23 protein-coding genes are annotated in these 23,076 nt (G+C 62.0%); 18 read left to right on the top strand and 5 right to left on the bottom strand.

What is annotated here, in order from left to right:
- Positions 1-7 precede the first annotated feature (7 nt).
- The 17 genes from AC06G5_RS02015 to AC06G5_RS01935 are packed head-to-tail and all read left to right on the top strand — an operon-like array spanning position 8 to position 16,444.
- Positions 8-262, top strand: coding sequence for an acyl carrier protein (locus AC06G5_RS02015; protein WP_007992314.1), 255 nt, complete (start codon positions 8-10; stop codon positions 260-262).
- Positions 259-804 carry a COG4648 family protein gene (locus AC06G5_RS02010; RefSeq protein WP_413423171.1) on the top strand — a complete coding sequence of 182 codons (546 nt, stop codon included), beginning with the start codon at positions 259-261 and terminating at the stop codon, positions 802-804. The genes AC06G5_RS02015 and AC06G5_RS02010 overlap by 4 nt, the downstream gene beginning before the upstream one ends.
- Positions 801-2,480 carry an ApeI family dehydratase gene (locus AC06G5_RS02005; RefSeq protein WP_413423169.1) on the top strand — a complete coding sequence of 560 codons (1,680 nt, stop codon included), beginning with the start codon at positions 801-803 and terminating at the stop codon, positions 2,478-2,480. Before AC06G5_RS02010 ends, AC06G5_RS02005 begins: the two co-directional genes overlap by 4 nt.
- A complete protein-coding gene (locus tag AC06G5_RS02000; RefSeq protein ID WP_480458920.1) occupies positions 2,473-3,207 on the top strand; it encodes a glycosyltransferase family 2 protein in 735 nt (244 codons plus the stop codon). The genes AC06G5_RS02005 and AC06G5_RS02000 overlap by 8 nt, the downstream gene beginning before the upstream one ends.
- Positions 3,204-4,145 carry an LpxL/LpxP family acyltransferase gene (locus AC06G5_RS01995; RefSeq protein WP_413703698.1) on the top strand — a complete coding sequence of 314 codons (942 nt, stop codon included), beginning with the start codon at positions 3,204-3,206 and terminating at the stop codon, positions 4,143-4,145. Before AC06G5_RS02000 ends, AC06G5_RS01995 begins: the two co-directional genes overlap by 4 nt.
- Positions 4,126-5,670: an HAL/PAL/TAL family ammonia-lyase gene (locus AC06G5_RS01990; RefSeq protein WP_413703699.1), complete on the top strand. Its 1,545-nt coding sequence runs from the start codon at positions 4,126-4,128 to the stop codon at positions 5,668-5,670. The genes AC06G5_RS01995 and AC06G5_RS01990 overlap by 20 nt, the downstream gene beginning before the upstream one ends.
- On the top strand, positions 5,663-6,088 hold the full coding sequence (locus AC06G5_RS01985) for an acyl-CoA thioesterase (protein ID WP_413423161.1): 426 nt from the start codon (positions 5,663-5,665) through the stop codon (positions 6,086-6,088). Before AC06G5_RS01990 ends, AC06G5_RS01985 begins: the two co-directional genes overlap by 8 nt.
- The gene (locus tag AC06G5_RS01980; protein WP_413703700.1) at positions 6,085-6,789 is read left to right on the top strand and encodes an outer membrane lipoprotein carrier protein LolA; all 705 of its coding nucleotides are present in this window, start codon (positions 6,085-6,087) and stop codon (positions 6,787-6,789) included. The genes AC06G5_RS01985 and AC06G5_RS01980 overlap by 4 nt, the downstream gene beginning before the upstream one ends.
- On the top strand, positions 6,773-9,112 hold the full coding sequence (locus tag AC06G5_RS01975) for an MMPL family transporter (RefSeq protein WP_413423157.1): 2,340 nt from the start codon (positions 6,773-6,775) through the stop codon (positions 9,110-9,112). The genes AC06G5_RS01980 and AC06G5_RS01975 overlap by 17 nt, the downstream gene beginning before the upstream one ends.
- Positions 9,112-10,269, top strand: a complete 1,158-nt coding sequence (locus AC06G5_RS01970; protein WP_480459848.1) for a sodium:proton antiporter — start codon at positions 9,112-9,114, stop codon at positions 10,267-10,269. Before AC06G5_RS01975 ends, AC06G5_RS01970 begins: the two co-directional genes overlap by 1 nt.
- Positions 10,256-11,503 carry an NAD(P)/FAD-dependent oxidoreductase gene (locus AC06G5_RS01965; RefSeq protein ID WP_413423155.1) on the top strand — a complete coding sequence of 416 codons (1,248 nt, stop codon included), beginning with the start codon at positions 10,256-10,258 and terminating at the stop codon, positions 11,501-11,503. The genes AC06G5_RS01970 and AC06G5_RS01965 overlap by 14 nt, the downstream gene beginning before the upstream one ends.
- Positions 11,500-12,225, top strand: coding sequence for a class I SAM-dependent methyltransferase (locus tag AC06G5_RS01960; protein ID WP_480458919.1), 726 nt, complete (start codon positions 11,500-11,502; stop codon positions 12,223-12,225). The genes AC06G5_RS01965 and AC06G5_RS01960 overlap by 4 nt, the downstream gene beginning before the upstream one ends.
- Positions 12,225-12,842: a hypothetical protein gene (locus tag AC06G5_RS01955; protein ID WP_413423151.1), complete on the top strand. Its 618-nt coding sequence runs from the start codon at positions 12,225-12,227 to the stop codon at positions 12,840-12,842. Before AC06G5_RS01960 ends, AC06G5_RS01955 begins: the two co-directional genes overlap by 1 nt.
- The gene (locus AC06G5_RS01950; RefSeq protein ID WP_413423149.1) at positions 12,839-14,035 is read left to right on the top strand and encodes a beta-ketoacyl-[acyl-carrier-protein] synthase family protein; all 1,197 of its coding nucleotides are present in this window, start codon (positions 12,839-12,841) and stop codon (positions 14,033-14,035) included. Before AC06G5_RS01955 ends, AC06G5_RS01950 begins: the two co-directional genes overlap by 4 nt.
- On the top strand, positions 14,032-14,493 hold the full coding sequence (locus AC06G5_RS01945; protein ID WP_413423147.1) for a hotdog family protein: 462 nt from the start codon (positions 14,032-14,034) through the stop codon (positions 14,491-14,493). Before AC06G5_RS01950 ends, AC06G5_RS01945 begins: the two co-directional genes overlap by 4 nt.
- Positions 14,490-15,218 (top strand): 3-oxoacyl-ACP reductase FabG, encoded by a 729-nt coding sequence (fabG, locus tag AC06G5_RS01940; protein WP_413703701.1) that lies wholly within the window; start codon positions 14,490-14,492, stop codon positions 15,216-15,218. Before AC06G5_RS01945 ends, fabG begins: the two co-directional genes overlap by 4 nt.
- Entirely contained in the window at positions 15,218-16,444 is a 1,227-nt protein-coding gene (locus tag AC06G5_RS01935) for a beta-ketoacyl-ACP synthase (RefSeq protein WP_413703702.1), read from the top strand. Before fabG ends, AC06G5_RS01935 begins: the two co-directional genes overlap by 1 nt.
- A gap of 121 nt (positions 16,445-16,565) precedes the next feature.
- Here AC06G5_RS01935 and AC06G5_RS01930 read toward each other — a convergent pair whose 3' ends face one another.
- From AC06G5_RS01930 to AC06G5_RS01920, 3 genes are all read right to left on the bottom strand, one after another.
- Entirely contained in the window at positions 16,566-16,829 is a 264-nt protein-coding gene (locus tag AC06G5_RS01930; protein WP_480458918.1) for a DUF6124 family protein, read from the bottom strand.
- 500 nt (positions 16,830-17,329) lie between these two features.
- On the bottom strand, positions 17,330-17,773 hold the full coding sequence (locus tag AC06G5_RS01925; protein WP_413423139.1) for a DUF2846 domain-containing protein: 444 nt from the start codon (positions 17,771-17,773) through the stop codon (positions 17,330-17,332).
- An 87-nt stretch (positions 17,774-17,860) separates the two neighbouring features.
- A complete protein-coding gene (locus tag AC06G5_RS01920) occupies positions 17,861-18,754 on the bottom strand; it encodes a LysR family transcriptional regulator (RefSeq protein WP_413423137.1) in 894 nt (297 codons plus the stop codon).
- A gap of 167 nt (positions 18,755-18,921) precedes the next feature.
- Here AC06G5_RS01920 and AC06G5_RS01915 point away from each other — a divergent pair, with 167 nt between their 5' ends.
- Positions 18,922-20,148, top strand: a complete 1,227-nt coding sequence (locus tag AC06G5_RS01915) for an MFS transporter (protein ID WP_480459847.1) — start codon at positions 18,922-18,924, stop codon at positions 20,146-20,148.
- A 157-nt stretch (positions 20,149-20,305) separates the two neighbouring features.
- Here AC06G5_RS01915 and hemE read toward each other — a convergent pair whose 3' ends face one another.
- The gene (hemE, locus tag AC06G5_RS01910) at positions 20,306-21,373 is read right to left on the bottom strand and encodes a uroporphyrinogen decarboxylase (RefSeq protein ID WP_480458917.1); all 1,068 of its coding nucleotides are present in this window, start codon (positions 21,371-21,373) and stop codon (positions 20,306-20,308) included.
- 253 nt (positions 21,374-21,626) lie between these two features.
- A complete protein-coding gene (locus tag AC06G5_RS01905; protein WP_007975602.1) occupies positions 21,627-23,045 on the bottom strand; it encodes an FAD-dependent oxidoreductase in 1,419 nt (472 codons plus the stop codon).
- Positions 23,046-23,076 lie beyond the last annotated feature (31 nt).

The raw sequence follows: 23,076 nt of genomic DNA, 5'->3' as shown, positions 1-23,076 counted from the left end.
CCGGACCATGCAAACTCGTGACGACATTTTCAACACCCTGCGCGATGCCCTGGTCGAGCTGTTCGAACTGGACCCCGAGCGTGTGAGCCTGGAATCCAACCTGTATCAGGACCTGGAAATCGACAGCATCGACGCGGTCGACCTGATTGATCACATCAAACGTCAGACCGGCAAGAAAATCGCCGCCGAAGAATTCAAATCGGTGCGTACCGTCAGTGACGTGGTCGAGGCGGTCTACCGTCTGGTTCAACCGGCCGCATGAGTCGACTGATTGGCCTCGGCCTGCTGCTGGCAGGCCTCTTGTATCCCTTTGCGGTGTATTTCGGCATGGAGCATTTCGCCCCCTGGCAGTTCGGCCTGCTGCTGGGCGGACTGTGGCTGGCCCGGGCGCTGACCGGCAAACGACGGCCTGGCAGCCTGTGGATGGCGACGGTGGCCATTGTGTTCTGCCTGTTGCTGGCACTGTTCGACAGCCCGGCGCTATTGCGCTGGTATCCAGTGTTGATCAGCAGCTTCATGTTGGTGCTGTTCGGCTCGAGCCTGACATTCGGCCCGCCGATCGTCGAGCGCCTGGCCAGGGTACGCGAGCCGCAATTGCCGGCCGAGGGCATTCGCTATACCCGTCAGGTGACCATCGCCTGGAGCGTTTTTTTTCTTTGCAACGGTTTGTGTGCCGCCGCCCTGACCCTCTGGGCGCCGCTGAGCTGGTGGACGTTGTACACCGGCCTGATTTCCTACGGATTGATAGGCCTGATGTTTGCCATTGAATGGCTCATACGAATAAGGGTACGAGGCCACCCATGAATTGGATAAAACTTGAGCACCTGCTGCTCAAGGCCCAGCCGGACCGTGCCGTAACGACCGGTCCGGCGCTGGATCACGCCCGACTGTGCGAACAGGCGCTGCGCCTGGCTGCCGGCCTGCAAGCCCGGGGCGTGCGACAGATGGCCGTACACCTTGAGGATGCGGCCGACCTGGCGATCGCATTGCTTGGCGCCTGGCGTGCCGGGGTCAGCGTGCTGCTGCCGTCTGACCTGCAACCGCAGACCCGCCAACGCTGGTCAGGCGAAGTTGATCTGTGGCTGAGCGATCACCCCGACGATGCACACCTGAGCGACTTTCGTCATCCGCCGCTGAGTGCGGTGGCGCTGGACCTCGATCACTGCCAACTCAGCCTGTGCACATCAGGCTCCAGTGGCGAACCCAAGCGCATCGAAAAACACCTGCGCCAACTGGCCAATGAGGTCGAAGCCCTTGAACAGCTGTGGGGCTCTGGCCTGGGCCCGGCGTGCATCATTGGCAGCGTCGCCACCCAGCACATCTACGGATTGTTGTTCCGGGTGCTGTGGCCGCTGTGCGCCGGGCGCCCGTTCGTACGTCGGCAATTGGCCTTTCCGGAAGACCTGCAACGCGCCAGCCGCGAGTACCCGGCCTTCGCCTGGGTGGCCAGCCCGGCGCTGCTCAAGCGCATGGGCGACAACCTCGACTGGCCGGCCTTGGGCGCCGTGCGCCGGGTGTTTTCCTCCGGCGGCGCATTGCCGGTCGAGGCCGCAAAGGGCCTGCATGAGCGTTTGGGGCAATGGCCAACGGAAATTTTCGGCAGTTCGGAAACCGGTGGCATCGCCTGGCGTCAGGGCGCTGAACTCTGGCGGCCGTTTGCCGATGTCACGCTGACTCAAGACAGCGATGGCGCGCTGTTGATCGCTTCGCCCTACTTGCCTGGCGGCCATGTCGAACAGACTGCCGATTCAGCGCGCATCGCCGCCGATGGTCGCTTCGAATTGCTCGGGCGACTGGACCGGATCGTCAAACTGGAAGAAAAACGCATCTCGCTGCCGATGCTGGAACAGGCGCTGATGGCCCATGAATGGGTTGTCGAAGCGCGGCTCGGCGTCGTTCAGGAAAACCGTGCCTCCCTGGGAGCGCTGTTGGTGCTGAGCGAGGCCGGATTGCATGTGCTGCGCAATCAGGGCCGACGCAGCCTCACCGAACCATTGCGCCAACACCTGAGCCAACACTGCGAAGCCCTGGCCCTGCCAAGACGCTGGCGCCTGCTGCGACAACTGCCGCTGAACGCTCAGGGCAAACTGCCCCAGGCCGACGTCAACGCCCTGCTGCTGGCGCCGCGCCCCAAAGCCCCGGAGGTGCTGGAGCAAGTCGAAAGCAATGGCGAGTGGAGCCTGCAACTGGCCGTACCACCGGACCTGGCCTACTTCAGCGGCCATTTCCCCAAGGCGCCGGTATTGCCTGGCGTGGTGCAGGTGGAGTGGGCGATGAGCCTGGGTCAGCAATTGATGAACCTGCCGAAAAAATTCGCCGGCATGGAAGTCTTGAAGTTCCAGCAACTGGTGCGCCCGGGAGATGAAATCCAGCTGCACCTGCGCTTCGACCCGGCGCGCGGCAAATTGTATTTCGCCTACCGCAACGAAACCGCTACCTGCTCAAGCGGGCGGATCTTGCTGGAGGCAGCGCATGCATAGTCCCTGCGCCATCGTCCCCGTGTACAACCACGAAAGCGCCATCACCACGGTGGTCGATGCCCTGATCGCCAGCAACCTGCCATGCATTCTGGTGGACGATGCCAGCAGCCCGCGCTGCGCCCGGGTGCTGGATCGCCTGGCCCAGCGGGAAATGGTTTACCTGATCCGACTCGCGGAAAACCAGGGCAAGGGCGGCGCAGTCATGACCGGCTTGCGCGAAGCGTCGCGCCTGGCTTTCAGCCATGCCTTGCAAGTGGATGCCGATGGCCAGCACGATTTGCAGGACGTCAAACGCTTCATCGAACAATCACGCCGCCATCCACAGGCGGTGATTTGCGGTTATCCGCAATATGACGCCAGCGTGCCGAAAGGCCGTTTATATGCTCGCTACCTGACTCACGTCATGGTCTGGATCAACACCCTGTCGTTGCAGATTCGCGACTCCATGTGCGGTTTCCGGGTTTACCCGTTGCCACCGGTTCTGGCGTTGATCGAGTCAGCGAAAATCGGTAAGCGCATGGACTTTGACTCGGACATCCTGGTGCGCCTGGCCTGGCGCAATCAGCCGATGCAATGGCTGCAAACCAGAGTCCATTACCCGCTGGACGGCGTTTCACATTTTCGTATGTTCCACGACAACGTGCTGATTTCCAGCATGCATACGCGGCTGTTCTTCGGCATGTTGTTGCGTGCGCCGGTGATCCTCTGGCGACGGTGGCGGGCATGAGCGCCGACAAGCAACACTGGGCCGACCGCGAGGAGCGCGGCAGTTTCTGGCTGATGAAGCTCACCGCATTCGGCGCCAAGGTGCTGGGCCGGCGCCTGCTGAGCCCGCTGCTGTACGGCATCGTTCTGTACTTTTTCCTGTTCGGCCGCAGCGCACGCCACAGTGCCTGGCAATACCAGCAACGCCTGGCCGACTGGAGCGGTCGTAGCGAGCTGCGCCCGAGCCATTGGCGTGTGTTTGGCCAGTTCATGGCCTTCGCCGACTCCATGCTCGACAAACTCGACGTCTGGAACGGCCGGCTGAGCATCGAGCAAATCGAAATCGTCGACCCGGCGCTGCTGCGCGACCAGTTGCGCGGTGCCCGCGGGCAGATGCTGGTGGGCGCGCACCTGGGCAATCTGGAAGTCTGCCGCGCACTGGCGGAACTCGGCGAAAAAGTCACGATGAACGTGCTGGTGCACACCAAGCACGCCGAACAGTTCAACCGATTGCTGGGTGAAGCCGGGGCAACCAATTTGCGCCTGATTCAGGTCAGCGAACTGGACCCCGGGATCATGCTGCAACTGAGTGAACGCCTGGAGCGCGGCGAGTGGCTGGCGATTGCCGGCGACCGCGTGCCGCTGCATGGCGGGCGCAGCGTGACCGTGGATTTCCTCGGTCATCCGGCCAGGTTCCCCCAGGGCCCGTGGCTGCTGGCCGGCCTGCTGAAATGCCCGATCAACCTGCTGCTGTGCCTGAAAAAGCCCGACGGCGACTATCGACTGACCATTGAACCGTTCGCTGACGCCATCACCTGGAAGCGCAGCGACCGCGAGCAGGTCATTCATCTGTGGGCCTCCCGCTATGCCGAGCGCCTGAGTCACTATTGCCTCGAAGCGCCCCGACAATGGTTCAACTTTTACCCTTTCTGGAAGACCGATGACGACGCCAACGCTTGAGCCGGTAACCTTCGGCGAACTCCCTTTGCGCATCGAAGACGTGCTGGCCCTGGCCAACCGCCAGGCGCCGACGCAGTTGCAGAGCGACCCTGAGTACCGTGAACGCATCGCCAAGGGCGCGCGCTTTCTGGACTCCCTGCTGGACAAGGAAGGCGTGATCTACGGCGTGACCACCGGTTATGGCGATTCCTGCGTGGTCGCGGTACCGCTGCATCACGTCGAGGCGCTGCCCCGTCATCTGTTTACCTTCCACGGCTGCGGGCTGGGCAAGCTGCTCGACGCCCAGGCCACCCGTGCGGTATTGGCCGCGCGTTTGCAGTCGTTGTGCCACGGTGTTTCCGGGGTACGCGTGGAACTGCTGGAGCGCCTGCAGGCGTTCCTTGAACACGACATCCTGCCGCTGATCCCGGAAGAAGGCTCGGTAGGCGCCAGCGGTGATCTGACGCCGCTTTCGTACGTTGCCGCCACGCTGTCCGGCGAACGCGAAGTGATGTTCCGCGGCGAACGCCGGCAGGCTGCCGATGTGCACCGCGAACTCGGCTGGCAGCCACTGGTGTTGCGTCCGAAAGAAGCCCTGGCATTGATGAACGGCACCGCCGTGATGACCGGTCTGGCGTGCCTGGCTTATGCCCGCGCCGATTACCTGCTGCAACTGGCCACGCGCATCACTGCGCTCAATGTTGTCGCCCTGCAAGGCAACCCCGAGCACTTCGACGAGCGCCTGTTCGCCGCCAAGCCACATCCGGGGCAGATGCAGGTCGCCGCGTGGTTGCGCAAGGATCTGGCCATCGACGCACCAACCGCGCCCTTGCATCGCCTGCAAGACCGTTATTCCCTGCGCTGCGCGCCCCATGTGCTGGGCGTGCTGGCCGACAGCCTGAACTGGCTGCGCTCGTTCATCGAGATCGAGCTCAACAGCGCCAACGACAACCCGATCATCGACGCCGAAGCCGAGCGCGTGCTGCACGGCGGGCACTTCTACGGCGGGCACATCGCCTTCGCCATGGACAGCCTGAAAAACCTCGTGGCCAACGTCGCCGACCTGCTGGATCGGCAACTCGCGCTGCTGGTGGATGAGCGCTATAACCATGGCTTGCCGAGCAACCTGTCCGGCGCCACGGCTGACCGCGCCATGCTCAACCATGGTTTCAAGGCAGTGCAGATCGGCACCAGTGCCTGGACCGCCGAAGCACTGAAGAACACCATGCCGGCCAGCGTCTTTTCGCGCTCCACCGAATGCCACAACCAGGACAAAGTGAGCATGGGCACCATCGCCGCCCGGGATGCGATCCGCGTGCTGGAGCTCACCGAACAGGTAGCGGCCGCCACGTTGCTGGCGGCTAACCAGGGTGTCTGGCTGCGCGGCCAGGCCGAAGATGCACGACCACTGCCACCCGCCTTGGCCGCCATGCACGAAGCGCTGGCCAGGGATTTCCCGCCGGTCATCGAAGACCGCGCGCTGGAAGGCGAATTGCGCCTGTGCCTGCAACGCATCGCCGAACAACACTGGAGGCTGCATGCGTAGCAAGGGATTTCTGCACACCGACACGGAAATCGTCGTACCGTTCTTTGACGTCGACAGCATGCACGTGGTCTGGCACGGCCATTACGTCAAGTACCTGGAAGTCGCCCGCTGTGCGCTGCTGGACAAGATCGGCCACAACTACACCGCAATGAACGAGTCAGGCTACGCGTGGCCGGTGATCGACCTGCAATTGCGCTATGTGCGCGGCGCGGTGTTCGGCCAGAAACTGAACGTGCGCGCCAACCTGGTGGAGTGGGAGAACCGTTTGAAGATCAACTACCTGATCAGCGATCTGCAAACCGGTGAACGCTTGACCCGGGCCATGTCGATACAGGTCGCCGTCGACCTCGCCAGCCGCGAGATGCAACTGGCCTCGCCGAAGGTCTTTACCGATGCTGTCGAGAGAGCCCTGCCATGATTTTCTGCCACCCCCGTTCTCCTGTAGGAGCGAGCTTGCTCGCGATGGTCGTCAACGATGACGCTGGGCATCTGACACCCCGTGGCGCTCTCAGGTTTTTCGCGAGCAAGCTCGCTCCTACAGTGTTCTGCGTGTTACTGGGCATTCCAGGGCTGGCCAACGCCTTCGATCTGCAACAACTCAGCGATCAACTGGCCAGGCCCGACGTCATCCACGGCAATTTCATCCAGGAAAAACACCTGCGCGCCCTGCCCCAGCCGCTGGTCAGCAAGGGCACGTTCGTCCTGGCAAAAAACCACGGCTTGTTGTGGCTACTGAAAACGCCACTGCAACAGGACTATCGCATCACCGCCAAAGGCATTGCCCGGCGTGACGGTATTGTCTGGCAAATGCTGCCGGGTAAAAGCGCCGGTGCCGAGCAGAACCGTTTGTTCCTGGCCGTGCTGCAAGGCGACAGCAGCGGCCTGCAACGGGATTTCGAGTTGTCCCTGAGCGGCGACGCGCAGAACTGGAAGCTCACGCTGGTGCCACGCTCGATGCTGCTCAAGCAGGTGTTCAACCGGATCAACATTGCTGGCGCAGAACTGGTACACAGCATCGAACTGCTCGAAACCCAGGGCGACAGCACGTTGTTGCGCATGCAGGACAGCACTGGCACCCAACCGCTGAGCGACGCGGAGCAACATGACTTTGCCGAGTGAACGATTTCTGCCACGGCTGTTTCTGATCCTGTTGCTGGCAGTGCTCGCGCTCGCCGGTTGGCAATGGCGTGACGGCGCGCCGCTGTCGGCCAATCTGATGGAACTGGTACCCGGCACGGCGCCCGATGCCCTGGAACTGCGTGCCGAACAACGCATGCAAGATCCACTGAATCGCGAAATGCTGGTGCTGGTCGGCCACACCGATCGCCAGCAGGCCGTCGCCATGGCGCAGACCCTCGGCGAGCAATGGCTGGCCAGCGGATTGTTCGAAAAGGTCCAGTGGACCCTGCAAGCCGACTTGCCGGCGTTGCGCACGCAATTGCTGCAAGGACGCCTGGCGATGCTCTCGGCGGCGGACCGACAACTGCTGGTCGAGCACCCCGATCTCTTTGTCCAGCAACGGGTTCAGGCATTGTTCGACCCGTTCAACGGTTACAGCCTGGTACCGAGCCAGGATGACTGGCTGGGCCTGACCGGGCGCATCCAGAACAGCCAGCCGCAACGCGGTTCGGTGCAACTGGACATCGGCAGCGGCGCCTTGATTGCCGATGCCGATGGCAAGAGCTGGGTGCTGCTGCGCGCGCGCACCACCGGCAACGCCTTCGACATGAACCTGCCGCTGCAAGTGGCCGACCTGCTCGAGCACAGCCGCGAAGAAGCCGCACGGCACGACGTGCAACTGCTCGCCGCCAGCGGCTTGCTGTACGCAGCCAACGGGCAACAGCAGGCCAGCCGGGAGATGACCTGGGTCGGTGGCGGTGCCACCCTCGGGATTCTGTTGTTGCTGCTGCTGGCCTTCCGGCGCTGGCGCGTCTTGCTGGCGTTCGTGCCGGTGCTGGTGGGCATGCTCTTCGGTGCGGTGGCCTGCGTGGCGGCGTTCGGCCATATGCACGTGATGACACTGGTGTTGGGTTCGAGCCTGATCGGTGTTGCGGTCGATTACCCGCTGCACTACCTGTCCAAGAGCTGGAGCCTGAAACCCTGGCACAGCTGGCCTGCCCTGCGCCTGACCCTGCCGGGGTTGACCCTGAGCCTGATCACCAGCGCTATCGGCTACCTGGCCCTGGCCTGGACACCCTTCCCGGCGCTGACCCAGATCGCCGTGTTCTCTGCCGCCGGTTTGCTCGGTGCCTATTTGTCTGCAGTGTGCCTGCTGCCGGCCTTGCTCAAGGGTGTAGACCTGCGCCCGGCGCAGTGGCCATTGCGCGTTTGCGAGCATTTGCTGGGCTGTCGTGAAGCGCTGCTCAGACAGGCGAAAACACCGGTCCTGCTGGCACTGCTGATCGCCTTTTGCGTGGGCGGCCTGTTACAGCTGAGCAGCAAAAACGACATCCGCCAGTGGATCGGCGCACCTCAACAATTGACCGATGAAGCCCGGACCATTGCACGGATCACCGGCTATCAACCCACCAGCCAGTTCTTCCTGATACGCGCCGCCAATCAGCAGCAACTGCTAGAACGCCAGAACGCCCTGCGCGAGCGACTGGATCAATTGATTGGCCTGGAAAAGCTCCAGGGTTATCTGTCGCTCAATCAACTGGTCAGCCCGCCGAACGAACAGCAACAGGTGCGCGAAGCGCTGAACAAACTGCCATCGTTCTGGCAACCGTTGCTCGACATCGGCATACCGGGTGAGGCGCTGCAAGCCGAGCTGACAAAGTTACAGGCATTGCCGACCGTGGATATCGACGCCGCGCTCACCGGCCCGTTGGCAGAACCCTACCGGCCCCTGTGGCTGGGGCCGACCGATGACGGCGTGGCGGCAATGGTCAGTCTGCAAGGCATCAACAACCCGGCCCTGCTGCGGCTCCAGGGTGAGGATCTGCCCGGCGTGACACTGGTGGATCGACTGGGTGAATTGAACAACGTCTTCGCGGCCACCCAAATCAGTGCCGCAGAACTGAAACTCGCCTCCTGCGTGCTGATCGTGTTGGTGTTGATCCTGCCCTTCGGCCTCGGCGGTGCGTTGCGCATCGTGTCCCTGCCGCTGCTGGCGGCGTTGTGCAGCCTGGCCAGCCTCGGCTGGCTGGGACAGCCGCTGACCCTGTTCAGCCTGTTCGGCCTGCTGCTGGTGACGGCGATCAGCGTCGATTACGCGATCCTGATGCGCGAGCAAGTCGGCGGCGCGGCCGTGAGCCTGCTGGGCGCCCTGCTCGCGGCGTTGACCACCTGGCTGTCGTTCGGCCTGCTGGCGGTGTCGAGCACCCCGGCGGTGAGCAACTTCGGACTGTCGGTGAGCCTGGGCCTGTTCTTCAGCTTCCTGCTCGCGCCATGGGCCGGTCGACAGGTGCATGAACCCGCGGCCGTGGAGCGTGCAACGTGATGGTCGTGCTGTTCTGGGCGATGGCACTGGCGTTGTTCGCGGTGGCGACCCATGTCGGCCGGCATTTCGGTTTGATTCCCATCGTCAGCCAGTTGTTGCTGGCGACCCTCGGCTTGCCGCTGTTGATGTATTTCTGGATCGAGCCCCACTGGCAATTGAGCGGTGCGCAACTGGTGTCACCGGGCTGGCTGAAGAACGTCTACAGCCTGAGCTTTGCCCTGTTGCTGGGCTACATCCTCAGCGATGTGATCGACCTGCAACTGGATCGCCAAAGCCTGAAAATAGCCCTGCCCAGCTTTTGCATTCCGTTTGCCTGCGGCCTGGCCACAGCCGTCTGGTGGTTGCCGCCGCAACCGTGGATCAGCTCGCTGGCCGTCGGCCTGCTGTTCGCCATCACCGCGATTCCGGTGTTGTACCTGTATCTGCGGCACATCGATTACCCACCCGCCGCCACCCGGCGTCTGGTGCAAACCGCGATCCTCATCGACCTCGCCTGCTGGACCCTGTTCGGCATTGCCCAGGGCAGCCTGCACCTGAGCAGTCTGTTGCTGCCACTGGCCGGCGCGTGCCTGCCGGTACTGCTGCGGCTGCTGCGCCTGCGCCAGACGTGGCTCTACAGCCTGGGCTTTTTCGCCCTGCTGGTGGTCGCTGAACACTACAAGCTCAATGCGCTGATTTTCGGCATCGGTTATGTGTTGATCATGGCCGCACTGAAGGCGCCGCTGGTGCTGCCGTTGCCGGCCGTGTGGATGAGCCGTTTGCAGACGTACATGGCCATCCCGTTGATCCTCACGTTCGGCATCGTGCAGATCAACGTGCACAGCGCGATGGACAGCCTCGGCTGGATGCAATTGGCGGCCCTGCTGCTGTTGCCGATGCTCAGCAAACTGTTGGGCAACTGGCTTGGCCTCGGCTGGGCCGGGGCCTCGTTCAAAGGCGCCAGCCGCTGGCGGGAAAGTGTGCTGCTGAACATTCGCGGCTTGAGCGAGATCGTTTTTCTCAACCTGCTGCTGCAACAGCAACTCATCAGCCCGCCGCTGTACTTTGCACTGATGCTGATGGGCCTGATCGCTACACTGCTGCCAGCCCTGACCGGCATGCACCGAATCCCCCTGAAAACCGCTGTCCCGGCAAGGAGCCCCCATGCCAACCGTTGAAATGGAAATTCGCCAGGTCGTGGTCATCGGCGCCGGTCCTTCCGGTGCCATCGCCGCCGCATTGCTCAAGCGCAAGGGACACGATGTGCTGGTGATCGAGCGTCAGCATTTTCCACGGTTTTCCATCGGTGAAAGCCTGTTGGCCCATTGCCTGGATTTCGTCGAAGAAGCGGGCATGCTCGACGCCGTCAACGCAGCCGGCTTCCAGTTGAAAACCGGCGCGGCGTTTGCCTGGGGAGAACGTTACAGCGCATTCGATTTCAGTGAGACGTTCAGCCACGGCAAATCGACGACATTTCAGGTCCAGCGCGCCGATTTCGATAAGCTGCTGGCCGATCAGGCCACGCTGCAAGGCGTGGAGATCCGCTATGGCGAAACTATCGTCAGCGTCGACATTGATCCGGAAAAGCCGCAGCTCGGCGTGCGCCGCGAAGACGGCAGCGAGTACCGCATCGAGGCTGGTTTCCTGCTCGATGCGAGTGGTTACGGCCGCGTGCTGCCGCGCTTGCTCGACCTTGAGGCGCCGTCGAACTTCCCGGTGCGCCAGGCCGTGTTCACGCACGTCGAAGACCGTATCGACCACCCGGCCTTCGACCGCAGCAAGATCCTCGTAACCACTCATCCGACCCAGCGCGACGTGTGGTTCTGGACCATCCCGTTCAGCAACGGGCGCTGCTCGGTCGGCGTGGTCGCCGCAGAGGAACGTTTCGCCGGCCGCAGCGATAATCTGGACGAGTGCCTGCGCGGCTTTATCGCCGAGACGCCAAGCCTGGCCGGCGTGTTGCAAAATGCACAGTGGGACACCGCGGCCCGAACCATCGGCGGTTACTCGGCCAACGTCAAAACCCTGCACGGCCGAGGCTTCGCGCTGCTGGGCAATGCCGCGGAGTTCCTCGACCCGGTGTTTTCTTCCGGCGTGACGATCGCCATGCGTTCGGCGAGCATGGCCGCCGGGGTATTGCACCGCCAGTTGCAAGGCGAGGCCGTCGACTGGCAAACCGAGTTCGCCGAACCGCTCAAACGCGGCGTCGACACGTTCCGTTGCTATGTCGAAGGCTGGTACGCCGGAACCTTCCAGGATGTGATTTTCCATGAGAGCAGTTCGCCGGAAATCCGCGGGATGATCAGTTCCATTCTTGCCGGATATGCCTGGGACCCGCGCAACCCGTTCGTCAGCGAAGCCCGGCGCCGGTTGAAGGTGATATCGGAATTCTGTGCAAGGGATGGGTCATGAACGACTTGAGCGACACCTACGTCGAAGAAACCCGTTTCGGTTTGTGGTTCCTGCGCAGCCGGATCTGGCAACACTATGTGCTGCGGGCGGCAATCAACGACTTGTGCAACCTGTTCAGCGAAGCGCTACCCGTCAACCCGGTGCTGCTGGATGCCGGTTGTGGCCAGGGCAAGTCATTCCCGCTGCTGCGCCAGGCCTTTGCGCCCGGTCGTCTGATTGGCGTCGACGCCGACCTGCTGAGCCTGACCCAGAGCGCCGAAGAAGCAGCGCGCCAGGGCATGGAAGTGGAGTTGATCGGCAGTGACTGCGCCAGCCTCAAGCTGCCGGACGCCAGTATCGACCTGCTGTTCTGTCACCAGACCTTCCATCATCTGGTGGAGCAGGAACAGGCACTGGCCGAGTTCTACCGCGTGCTCAAGCCTGGCGGTTATCTGCTGTTCGCCGAATCCACCGAGGCTTACATTGATACCTGGGTGATCCGCTGGTTGTTCCGCCACCCCATGCACGTGCAGAAAAGCGCTGCTCAGTATCTGCAAATGATTCGTCGGCAGGGTTTCGAATTTACCGAGCAAAACGTGTCTTATCCGTACCTGTGGTGGAGTCGCGCCAAGGATTTCGGCCTGCTGGAACACTTGGGTGTGTGCAAGCCAAAACCCTTTGGCCAACGGGAAGAAACCCTGGTGAATGTGGTGGCGCGCAAACCTTTTGAAGGAATTGTGTGATGCTTGATGCCTATCGCCTGGAATACCCGACCTGTGGGAGCGGGATTGCTCGCGAAAGCGGTGGGTCAGCCAACATGGGTGCCGGATCTGTCGCCGCCATCGCGAGCAAGCTCGCTCCTACAGGGGTAGTGGGCATGCTGCGATTTCTGCTACTCGCCGCGGCCCTGCTGCTCAGCGCCTGCACCAGCCGTGCGCCATTGCCCGAGAAAACCCCGGATCTGCCGTTGCCGCTGCAACTGCACATCCAGCTCTTGCAGCCCGACGACCGCCTGGACTGGGTGCTGGTGGTCCAGCGTGAAGAGGCTGGTATTCGCTGGTCGATGATGGATCTGCTGGGCATTCCCCAGGCCCGCCAGAAATTGATCGATAAAACCTGGGAGTCCGATGGCTTCCTGCCGCCCAATCCGCAAGCCCGCGAACTGTTCGCGGCGCTGCTGTTTGCCCTTACGCCGAAAGATGAACTGGCAGCCAACTATCCCGCCGCATGGCAGCACGGCAGACAACGGTCCCTGCCCGAGCGCTGGGACATACGCTACGCACAACCGCAGAATTTTGAATTGAAGCTTGCGAATGGTTCGACCTATCAAGTCACGCCCCTGAGCGGTGAAACGCCATGACGGCTTACCTCAATGCCCTCGGATTGGTCTGCGCGCTGGGCCGCGACAGACAGGAGGTTGCCCGCAACCTGTTTGCCGGCGACTGTGGCGGCATGCGCGAACAAGCCGGGTGGGTGCCGCAACGCACGCTGCCAGTCGCAGCGGTCCAGGGCAAACTGGCAACCCTTCCAGCCGACATGTCGCACCATCACAGTCGCAACAATCAGCTGCTGCTGGAAGCCACGCGGCAAATCCGCCCGGACATCGACAGCGCGATCCGGACTTACGGGCGCGATCGCGTCGGTGTCGTGCTGGGCACCAGCACCTCGGGTATCGACGAGGCCAGCCAGGGCCTGGCGCATTACCTGCGCGAAAAGCGGTTCCCAGCGGAGTACGACTACCAGCAACAGGAACTCGGGGCGCCGGCAAACTTCCTCGCCGAGTGGCTGCAATTGAGCGGCCCGGCCTATGTCATTTCCACGGCATGCACCTCCAGTGCCCGAGCCCTGATGAGCGCCCAGCGCCTGTTGGACCTGGGCATCTGCGACGCGGTGCTGTGTGGCGGTGTAGACACCTTGTGCAAGCTGACCCTCAACGGCTTCTCGGCGCTGGAAGCGGTCTCGCAACAGCGTTGCAATCCGTTTTCGGTGAACCGCAATGGCATCAACATTGGCGAAGCGGCAGTACTGTTCCTGATGACCAGACGTGCAGGCGACAATCAACCGATTGCCTTGCTCGGCAGCGGCGCCAGCTCGGATGCGCATCACATTTCCGCCCCGGAGCCGACGGGGCGGGGCGCCCTGCAGGCCATGCGCAAGGCCCTGGGCCGCGCCAACCTGCAACCGGAGCAGATCGCTTATCTGAACCTGCACGGTACTGCCACCCCACACAACGACGCCATGGAAAGCCAGGCCGTGGCAACGCTGTTCCCGGCCGGCGTACCCTGTTCGTCGAGCAAACCCATGACCGGCCACACCCTCGGCGCAGCCGGGGCGCTGGAAGCGGCGTTCTGCTGGTTGAGCCTGAGCCCGGACAATCGCGAGCATGCCCTGCCACCGCACGTCTGGGACGGGCAGCCCGACCCCGAACTGCCACCGCTGCAATGGGTGACCCCGGCCACTCGCCTGACGTCCATTGCACCCCGCTACCTGATGAGCAACTCCTTTGCCTTCGGTGGCAACAACGTCAGCCTGATTATCGGAGACGCCCCATGATTGACTGGCCGCTCGCCGAACTGCTGCCCCACGCTGGCGACATGATCCTTATCGATCAAATCCTGGCGTTCGATGAAGAGCAGATTCACACCCGCCTGACCGTCAAGCCCGATGGCCTGTTCAGTCTCACCGACGGCAGCCTGCCAGCCTGGGTCGGCATCGAGCTGATGGCCCAGAGCGTGGCCGCCTTCGCCGGTTGTCAAGCACGTCAGCGCGGTGATGCGGTGGAATTGGGCTTCCTGCTCGGCAGCCGCAAATTCGAATGCAACGTTGAAAGCTTCCCGGCCGGCACCGAGTTGACCATCCACGGGATTCGCTCCCTGGAAGACGACAACGGCATGGGCGTGTTCGAGTGCCACATCAACGCCCAGGGGATCCACGCCACCGCCCGTCTGAACGTGTATCGCCCACCCCAGGCCGCTCAATATCTCCATGAACCCGAAGGAGTCCAGTCATGACTGAATCCGTACTGGTCACCGGTTCCAGCCGTGGCATCGGCCGCGCCATCGCCTTGCGCCTGGCCCAGGCCGGGCACGACATCGTGCTGCATTGCCGCAGCGGCCTGGCCGACGCCGAAACCGTCAAGACCGAAATCGAGGCCTTGGGCCGTCGTGCGCGTATCCTGCAATTCGACGTGGCCGACCGCGCCCGTTGTAAGGAAATCCTCGAAGCAGACGTGGAAACCCACGGCGCCTATTACGGCGTGGTGCTCAATGCCGGCCTGACTCGCGACGGAGCTTTTCCGGCCTTGAGCGAGGAAGACTGGGACGTGGTGATGCGCACCAACCTCGACGGTTTCTATAACGTGCTGCACCCGGTGATGATGCCGATGATTCGTCGTCGCGCCGCCGGGCGGATTGTCTGCATCACCTCGGTGTCGGGGCTGATCGGCAACCGTGGCCAGGTCAACTACAGCGCCTCCAAAGCTGGGTTGATCGGCGCGGCCAAGGCATTGGCGATTGAATTGGGCAAGCGCAAAATCACCGTCAACTGTGTCGCACCCGGCCTGATCGACACAGCCATGCTCGACGAAAACGTGCCGGTGGAAGAACTGATGAAAATGATCCCCGCACAACGCATGGGCACCCCTGAAGAGGTGGCCGGCGCGGTGAACTTCCTGATGTCGGCGGAAGCCTCGTACATCACCCGGCAGGTTCTGGCCGTCAACGGAGGCCTGTGCTGATGAAGCGCGTCGTCGTCACCGGCATGGCCGGCATCACCTCACTGGGCAGCGATTGGGACACCATCGCCGGCAACTTCGCGGCCAACCGCAGTGGCATTCGCCGGATGGACGAGTGGGATCGTTTCACCGAACTCAACACGCGCCTGGCTGGCCCCATCGATGACTTCAAGGTGCCCGGCCACTGGACCCGCAAGCAACTGCGCAGCATGGGCCGGGTTTCGCGGCTGGCTGTGGGCGCTGCCGAGCAAGCGCTGGCCGACGCCGGCCTGCTGGGTGACGAGTCGATCAAGGACGGGCGCATGGGCGTCGCCTGCGGCTCCTCGACTGGCAGCACCGACGAGATCAAGGCGTTCGGCAACATGCTGCTCAACTCGGTGGCCGAAGGCCTGAACGCCAACTCCTACGTGCGCATGATGCCGCACACCACCGCGGCGAACATCAGCATCTTCTTCGGCCTCACCGGTCGCCTGATTCCTACCTCCAGCGCCTGCACCAGCGGCAGCCAGGGCATCGGCTACGCCTACGAAGCCATCAAGTTCGGGCGCCTGCCGCTGATGCTCGCCGGTGGCGCCGAAGAACTCTGCCCGACCGAAGCCATGGTCTTCGACGCGCTCTACGCCACCAGCCTGAAGAACGACACCCCACAACGCAGCCCGCGCCCTTACGACAGTGCACGCGACGGCCTGGTGATCGGTGAAGGCGGCGGCATGCTGGTGCTCGAAGAACTGGAGCACGCCCTGGCCCGTGGCGCACGCATCCATGCCGAGATCGTCGGTTTCGGCAGCAACGCCGACGGCCAGCACACCACCCGTCCCGAACAAATCACCATGCGCCGCGCCATGGAACTGGCCCTGGAAGACGCCGGGCTGAAACCTTCGGACATCGGCTACGTCAACGGCCACGGCACCGCCACCGAACAGGGCGACATCGCCGAAACCCTGGCCACCAGCAGCCTGTTCGGCGAGCACATGCCGATCAGCTCGCAGAAAAGCTTCCTCGGCCACACCCTCGGCGCCTGCGGTGCGCTGGAATCCTGGTTCAGCATCGAAATGATGAACCGCGACCTCTACGTGCACACCTTCAATCTCGACGAAGTCGACCCGCACTGCGGCAAACTCGACTACTTGCGCGGCGAGTTTCGGCAGATGAGCAACCGGTACGTGATGAACAACAACTTTGCGTTTGGCGGGGTGAATACGTCGCTGATTTTCAAGCGCTGGCCGTAAACAAAAACATTTCCTCTGTAGGAGCGAGCTTGCTCGCGATGGACGTCAACGATAACGCGGGCAGCCTGAATGAACGCGTTGCCCGGAGGTGTTTCGCGAGCAAGCTCGCTCCTACAAAGGTTTACGGTGGATCGAGGTTATCCAACACCCGATTCACCGCCATTTCCCCCAACATGATCGACTGCTGAATCCCCAACAGTGTGTGGCCCTGCGAGCCCTTCAGGTCTCTGGCGAAGTCACTGGCCATGACATTGGCTGATGCCAGCGACACGCAGGCGTATTCCAGCAGGGTGTGGTTGTCGATATCGGGGGCGACGAGAAAAATTGGGCTGGGCCGATGTGGCGCGTCCGGATCGGTATCCGGTGGCTTTGGCGTATGGGTCATGATTCAGCGTCCTGAAAGTGGCGGCCACACCGAATCGCTACTGATCAAAAGGGTGGCAGCTGTACGCAGGTTAGTAGACCGGGCCCCGACGAAGCCGGCGCGCACGAAGGCGCCCTGCGCACAGCTACCGTCAAGGGCAGGTATGGACATACCTGCCTATCAGGAGCGCAAATGCGCCTCGTCGAGGTACGGGCTACTAAACCCGATCACTGACCATCAGTGACCCGAATCAAGTTAGCGATGGCCCTCGAAACGCACAAGCCGGCGGATTCTGGAGTAGTTGTAGGCAGCGCCGCAAGGCGCTGTAGCCTGTCCGGGACAGTTCAGAAATGTCCCACAAACAGTGGTAAAGCTTCTGATCTTCTGTAGGAGCGAGCTCGCTCGCGATGGTCGTTAACGATGACGCGTGTTTCCTGGATACACGCGGCGTTCTTTAGCCCATCGTCGGAACGCCGCGCGGAGAGTTTCGGCAGCAAGGAGAGTTCTGCTCGAAATGGAGCTTACTGAGCCTGAATCAGCTTGCTTTCGGCAACGCCAGCGCGACCGGTCTTGTCGTCGACGACTTGCAGGCTGTTACGCGCCTTGATGAAACCCATTTTTACTTCCTGCCAGACAAAGTAGTTTTTGCCAGCTTCAGCGGTGAGTTTCAGTTCCGAATCGTTTTCCGCGGAAGACACCAAAGTCTGCTGACCGGCCGGGACTGACAGCATCAGATAAGACTTGGCGACGGTCTCTCCTACAGGCTTGCCGTTCAGCGCCACAGGCATTTTCACGCCAGCACCCATGCTTTCGTTGCGATAAACGTAGATGTGAGCTTTATCCGGGGCCACTTGGAATGTTTTGGCCTGAGCGTCCTGGCTTTCATCCGCCATTTTTACCGAAGCACAACCACCAGTCAGAGCGGTCAATGCCAGCAAAGCGGTGAAGGTTAATTGCTTGAACATCCTGTTTCTCCATAGTTTGATGAATACAGAAATGGTTATCGTCCGATCTGGAAAAGGCTAAAGGCCACTATTCAATAATATTGAGTATCAAGGCGTCAGCTTACGCGTCAACAACTCCACAAACGCCTTGGCCATCGCCGACTTCTGATCCTTGCGCTGCACCAGCCAAACCGCTGACACCGCTGCCGGATCCAGCAGCGGTCGATAAACCACGCCATCAATGCGCATCCGCTGGTAAGAAGCCGGCAGCACCGACACACCGAGCCCCGCCGCTACCAACCCGATGATGGTCATCGCCTCACCGGCCTCCTGGGCGAAGTGCGGGTTGAAACCGGCATCCCGCGCCAGGCTGAGCAACTGGGCGTACAAGCCGCTGCCATAGCTGCGAGGGAAAAACACAAAGGGCTCAAGCGCCAGGGCTGACAGGAACAAGCCCTCCTCGCTGCCCTCTACCAACGGATGCTTGGAGCTGAGCACCGCGACCAGCGGTTCGCGCATCAGCTCGACCACGCTGAGGCAGTCCGGCAACCCGAGCGGGCGCATGATCCCGACTTCAATCGACTCGTCCACCAGCGCATCGGCCACCTGGGTGCTGCTCATTTCCCGCAGGTTCAGGTGTACCGCCGGGAAGCGCTGGCGGAATGAGAAGATCGCTTGAGGAATGGTCGAGTTGAAAGGTGCCGACGAGGTGAAGCCGATTTTCAGCTCACCCAACTCACCCAGTTGCGCCCGTCGCGCGACATCCGCCGCTTTGTCGACCTGCGCCAACACCAGTCGCGCCTCCTCCAGAAACAGCCGACCGGCCTCGCTCAGCTCGACCCGACGATTGGTACGCTCGAACAGCCGGGCGCCGACTTCCTGTTCCAGCGCCTGAATCTGCTGGCTCAGCGGTGGTTGGGAGATGCCCAGCACCTGTGCGGCGCGGCCGAAGTGCAGTTCTTCGGCGACGGCGATGAAGTAGCGCAGATGACGCAATTCCATGAAAACCTCATTAGGTCGTAGAAGCTATCAAACAGGTCGAACAATATATTGGATTGAATCATTAGCCAGCTATATGCTTTTTTCATTGCCTGACCGGCTGCGCTCCTCCGAGGTCCACCGTGAAAACCGCTTCCGCCCCGCTTGTTCAAGTAGCTCCTCCCGCCGCACTGGACGATGCCGTCGTCGAACTGAAAGAGATCTACATCGAAAAAGGCACGCCGGCGTTCATGCGCACCGTGCTGGCACTGTTCTGCGGCGGCTTCGCGACCTTCGCCCTGCTCTACTGCGTACAACCGATGATGCCGCTGTTGTCCCACGAATATTCCATCAACGCGGCGCAAAGCAGCCTGATCCTTTCCGTGGCCACCGGCATGCTCGCTTTCGGCCTGCTGATCACCGGGCCGATCTCCGACCGCGTCGGGCGCAAGCCGGTGATGGTCGCTGCGCTGTTCGCCGCCGCCCTGTGCACCGTTGCCAGTGCGATGCTGCCGAGCTGGCACGCGGTGCTGGCGATGCGGGCATTGGTGGGGCTGTCATTGAGCGGCCTGGCGGCGGTCGCCATGACCTACCTGAGCGAAGAGATCCACCCGCAACACATCGGTCTGGCGATGGGGCTGTACATCGGCGGTAACGCGATTGGCGGGATGTGTGGGCGCCTGATTACCGGAGTGCTGATCGACTTCGTCAGTTGGCACACGGCAATGCTGGTGATCGGCGGCCTGGCCCTGATTGCGGCGGCGGTGTTCTGGAAAATCCTCCCCGAGTCGCGCAACTTCCGCACCCGCTCGCTGCACCCGCGCAGCCTGCTCGACGGTTTCACCATGCACTTTCGCGACGCCGGCCTGCCGCTGCTGTTCCTCGAAGCCTTTGTGCTGATGGGTGCGTTCGTCACACTGTTCAACTACATCGGCTATCGCCTGCTGGCCGAGCCGTATCACATGGAACAGGCGTTCGTCGGGATGCTCTCGGTGGTGTACCTGTCAGGCATCTACAGCTCGGCGAAAATCGGCGCCCTGGCCGACAAGCTCGGTCGACGCAAAGTGCTCTGGAGCACCATTGCACTGATGATCGCCGGCCTGGCCCTGACCATGTTCACGCCGCTACCGCTGGTGATCATAGGCATGCTGGTGTTCACCTTCGGCTTCTTCGGCGCCCATTCGGTAGCCAGCAGCTGGATCGGCCGCCGCGCCACCAAGGCCAAGGGGCAGGCTTCGTCGCTGTACCTGTTCAGCTACTACGCCGGGTCGAGTATTGCAGGCACGGCGGGTGGGGTGTTCTGGCATCTGGGTGGCTGGAACGGCATCGGGCTGTTTATCGGCACGCTGCTGGTGATTGCGCTGCTGATCGCATTGAAGCTGGCAAAACTGCCGCCTTTAAGTGGTGTAACGGTATAGACAGAACCCTGTGGGAGCGGGCTTGCTCGCGAAGGCGTCCTGTCAGTCAACATCTTCGTTACTGACACACCGCTTTCGCGAGCAAGCCCGCTCCCACATTTCGATCTGCGCATACAAAAACGCCCGGCATTTGCCGGGCGTTTTTATTGGGTGCTGATCACTCGTGATACTGCGCCGACAACTCATGCACGGCACGCAGGAAGGCGCCAGCATGTTCCGGGTCGACTTCCGGCGTGATGCCATGGCCGAGGTTGAACACGTGGCCGCTGCCCTTGCCGTAGCTGGCCAGAATGCGCCCGACCTCAGCGCGAATGGCTTCCGGTTTGGCGTAGAGCACGGCCGGGTCCATGTTGCCTTGCAGTGCGACCTTGTCGCCGACACGGGCGCGGGCGCTGCCGATGTCGCAGGTCCAGTCCAGGCCCAGTGCATCAGCACCGGCGTCGGCGATGCTTTCCAGCCACAGGCCGCCGCTCTTGGTGAACAGGATCACCGGCACCTTGCGGCCTTCGTGCTCGCGGATCAGGCCGCTGACGATTTTCTTCATGTAGGCCAGGGAGAACTCCTGGTACGCCGCCGCCGAGAGGGCGCCGCCCCAACTGTCGAAGATCTGCACCGCTTGCGCGCCGGCCATGATCTGTCCGTTGAGGTAGCTGGTGACGGTCTGCGCGAGCTTGTCCAGCAGCAGGTGCAAGGCTTGCGGGTTGTCGTAGAGCATGGTTTTGGTCTTGCGGTAGTCTTTCGACGAGCCGCCTTCGACCATGTAGGTGGCCAGTGTCCATGGGCTGCCGGAGAAGCCGATCAGCGGCACACGGCCGTTCAGTTCTCGGCGGATGGTGCTGACCGCGTCCATCACGTAACCCAGGTCTTTCTGCGGATCGGGAATCGGCAGGGCTTCGATGTCGGCCAGGGTGCTGACGACTTTCTTGAAGCGCGGACCTTCGCCGCTTTCGAAGTACAGACCCTGACCCATGGCATCGGGGATGGTCAGGATGTCGGAAAAGAGGATGGCCGCGTCCAGTTGCGGATAGCGGTCCAACGGCTGCATCGTGACTTCGCAAGCGAACGCCGGGTTCATGCACAGGCTCATGAAGTCGCCGGCCTTGGAGCGGCTGGCGCGGTATTCAGGCAGGTAGCGACCGGCTTGACGCATCATCCACACAGGGGTGACGTCTACGGGTTGCTTGAGCAGGGCGCGCAGGAAACGGTCGTTCTTCAGGGCAGTCATGTCGGCATCCGGAAAAAAAGTGAGGGCATTTTCTCAGAGCTAGACGCAAAAGGCACGAATGCAGGTCAGCCTTTTGTCTATCGGGTCAATTTATCGCGGAGAAACACCGGTCTTCGCAACACCACAAAACCAATGTGGGAGCGGGCTTGCTCGCGAATTCGGTGTGTCAGACAAAAAATCTGTCGACTGACACTCCCTCTTCGCGAGCAAGCCCGCTCCCACAGCTTTACTGCATTTCAGCTCAGGATCGCGGTTAGACGCCCAGGTAATCCAGGATCCCTTCCGCCGCATTGCGGCCTTCGAAGATCGCCGTCACCACCAGGTCAGACCCGCGAACCATGTCGCCACCGGCGAAGATTTTCGGGTTGCTGGTCTGGTGCTTGTACTGACCTTGCTCCGGTGCCACGACGCGGCCCTGGCTGTCGGTCTGGATCTCGAACTGCTCGAACCACGGCGCCGGGCTCGGGCGGAAACCGAAAGCGATGACCACGGCGTCGGCCGGGATGATCTCTTCGGAGCCCGGGATCGGCTCAGGGCTGCGACGGCCACGGGCGTCCGGTTCGCCGAGACGGGTCTCGACCACCTTCACGCCTTCGACCTTGTCTTCACCGACAATGGCAATCGGCTGGCGGTTGTAGAGGAACTTCACGCCTTCTTCCTTGGCGTTCTTCACCTCTTTGCGCGAGCCCGGCATGTTCGCTTCGTCACGACGATAAGCACAGGTCACCGACTTGGCGCCCTGGCGGATCGAAGTACGGTTGCAGTCCATCGCCGTGTCGCCACCGCCCAGAACCACGACCTTCTTGCCTTTCATGTCGACGAAATCTTCCGGCGACTTTTCAAAGCCCAGGTTGCGGTTGACGTTGGCGATCAGGAAGTCCAGCGCGTCATAGACGCCCGGCAGGTCCTCACCGGCAAAGCCGCCCTTCATGTAGGTATAGGTGCCCATGCCCATGAATACGGCATCGTATTCTTCGAGCAGTTGCTCCATGGTCACGTCCTTGCCCACCTCGGTGTTCAAGCGGAACTCGATGCCCATGCCGGTGAAGACTTCGCGACGATTGCTCAACACGGTCTTTTCCAGCTTGAACTCAGGGATGCCGAAGGTCAGCAGACCGCCGATTTCCGGGTTCTTGTCGAACACCACCGGGGTCACGCCGCCGCGCACCAGCACGTCGGCACAGCCCAGGCCCGCCGGGCCCGCGCCGATGATCGCGACACGCTTGCCGGTCGGCTTGACCTTGGACATGTCCGGGCGCCAGCCCATGGCGAACGCGGTGTCGGTGATGTACTTCTCCACCGAACCGATGGTCACCGCGCCGAAGCCGTCGTTGAGGGTGCAGGCACCCTCGCACAGACGGTCCTGCGGGCACACCCGGCCGCAGACTTCCGGTAGGGTGTTGGTCTGGTGCGACAGCTCGGCGGCCTGGAGGATATTGCCCTCGGCCACCAATTTGAGCCAGTTGGGAATGAAGTTGTGCACCGGGCACTTCCATTCGCAATAGGGGTTACCGCAACCCAGGCAGCGGTGGGCCTGGTCGGCCGACTGCTGGGGTTTGAACGGTTCGTAGATTTCCACGAACTCTTTCTTGCGTTGACGCAACAGTTTCTTCTTCGGATCCTTGCGCCCGACCTCGATGAACTGGAAGTCATTATTCAGACGTTCAGCCATTTTAAAACCTCATCAAACTCTTCAGGCGCAT

The sequence above is a fragment of the Pseudomonas sp. WT-JTC genome (genome assembly GCF_056711565.1).
This window is presented reverse-complemented; position numbering and strand designations above follow the sequence as displayed.

Coding starts and splice junctions, on each gene's coding strand:
- AC06G5_RS02015 (WP_007992314.1), top strand. CDS start 8: ATGCAAACTCGTGACGACATTTTCAACACCCTGCGCGATGCCCTGGTC.
- AC06G5_RS02010 (WP_413423171.1), top strand. CDS start 259: ATGAGTCGACTGATTGGCCTCGGCCTGCTGCTGGCAGGCCTCTTGTAT.
- AC06G5_RS02005 (WP_413423169.1), top strand. CDS start 801: ATGAATTGGATAAAACTTGAGCACCTGCTGCTCAAGGCCCAGCCGGAC.
- AC06G5_RS02000 (WP_480458920.1), top strand. CDS start 2,473: ATGCATAGTCCCTGCGCCATCGTCCCCGTGTACAACCACGAAAGCGCC.
- AC06G5_RS01995 (WP_413703698.1), top strand. CDS start 3,204: ATGAGCGCCGACAAGCAACACTGGGCCGACCGCGAGGAGCGCGGCAGT.
- AC06G5_RS01990 (WP_413703699.1), top strand. CDS start 4,126: ATGACGACGCCAACGCTTGAGCCGGTAACCTTCGGCGAACTCCCTTTG.
- AC06G5_RS01985 (WP_413423161.1), top strand. CDS start 5,663: ATGCGTAGCAAGGGATTTCTGCACACCGACACGGAAATCGTCGTACCG.
- AC06G5_RS01980 (WP_413703700.1), top strand. CDS start 6,085: ATGATTTTCTGCCACCCCCGTTCTCCTGTAGGAGCGAGCTTGCTCGCG.
- AC06G5_RS01975 (WP_413423157.1), top strand. CDS start 6,773: ATGACTTTGCCGAGTGAACGATTTCTGCCACGGCTGTTTCTGATCCTG.
- AC06G5_RS01970 (WP_480459848.1), top strand. CDS start 9,112: ATGGTCGTGCTGTTCTGGGCGATGGCACTGGCGTTGTTCGCGGTGGCG.
- AC06G5_RS01965 (WP_413423155.1), top strand. CDS start 10,256: ATGCCAACCGTTGAAATGGAAATTCGCCAGGTCGTGGTCATCGGCGCC.
- AC06G5_RS01960 (WP_480458919.1), top strand. CDS start 11,500: ATGAACGACTTGAGCGACACCTACGTCGAAGAAACCCGTTTCGGTTTG.
- AC06G5_RS01955 (WP_413423151.1), top strand. CDS start 12,225: ATGCTTGATGCCTATCGCCTGGAATACCCGACCTGTGGGAGCGGGATT.
- AC06G5_RS01950 (WP_413423149.1), top strand. CDS start 12,839: ATGACGGCTTACCTCAATGCCCTCGGATTGGTCTGCGCGCTGGGCCGC.
- AC06G5_RS01945 (WP_413423147.1), top strand. CDS start 14,032: ATGATTGACTGGCCGCTCGCCGAACTGCTGCCCCACGCTGGCGACATG.
- fabG (WP_413703701.1), top strand. CDS start 14,490: ATGACTGAATCCGTACTGGTCACCGGTTCCAGCCGTGGCATCGGCCGC.
- AC06G5_RS01935 (WP_413703702.1), top strand. CDS start 15,218: ATGAAGCGCGTCGTCGTCACCGGCATGGCCGGCATCACCTCACTGGGC.
- AC06G5_RS01930 (WP_480458918.1), bottom strand. CDS start 16,829: ATGACCCATACGCCAAAGCCACCGGATACCGATCCGGACGCGCCACAT.
- AC06G5_RS01925 (WP_413423139.1), bottom strand. CDS start 17,773: ATGTTCAAGCAATTAACCTTCACCGCTTTGCTGGCATTGACCGCTCTG.
- AC06G5_RS01920 (WP_413423137.1), bottom strand. CDS start 18,754: ATGGAATTGCGTCATCTGCGCTACTTCATCGCCGTCGCCGAAGAACTG.
- hemE (WP_480458917.1), bottom strand. CDS start 21,373: ATGACTGCCCTGAAGAACGACCGTTTCCTGCGCGCCCTGCTCAAGCAA.
- AC06G5_RS01905 (WP_007975602.1), bottom strand. CDS start 23,045: ATGGCTGAACGTCTGAATAATGACTTCCAGTTCATCGAGGTCGGGCGC.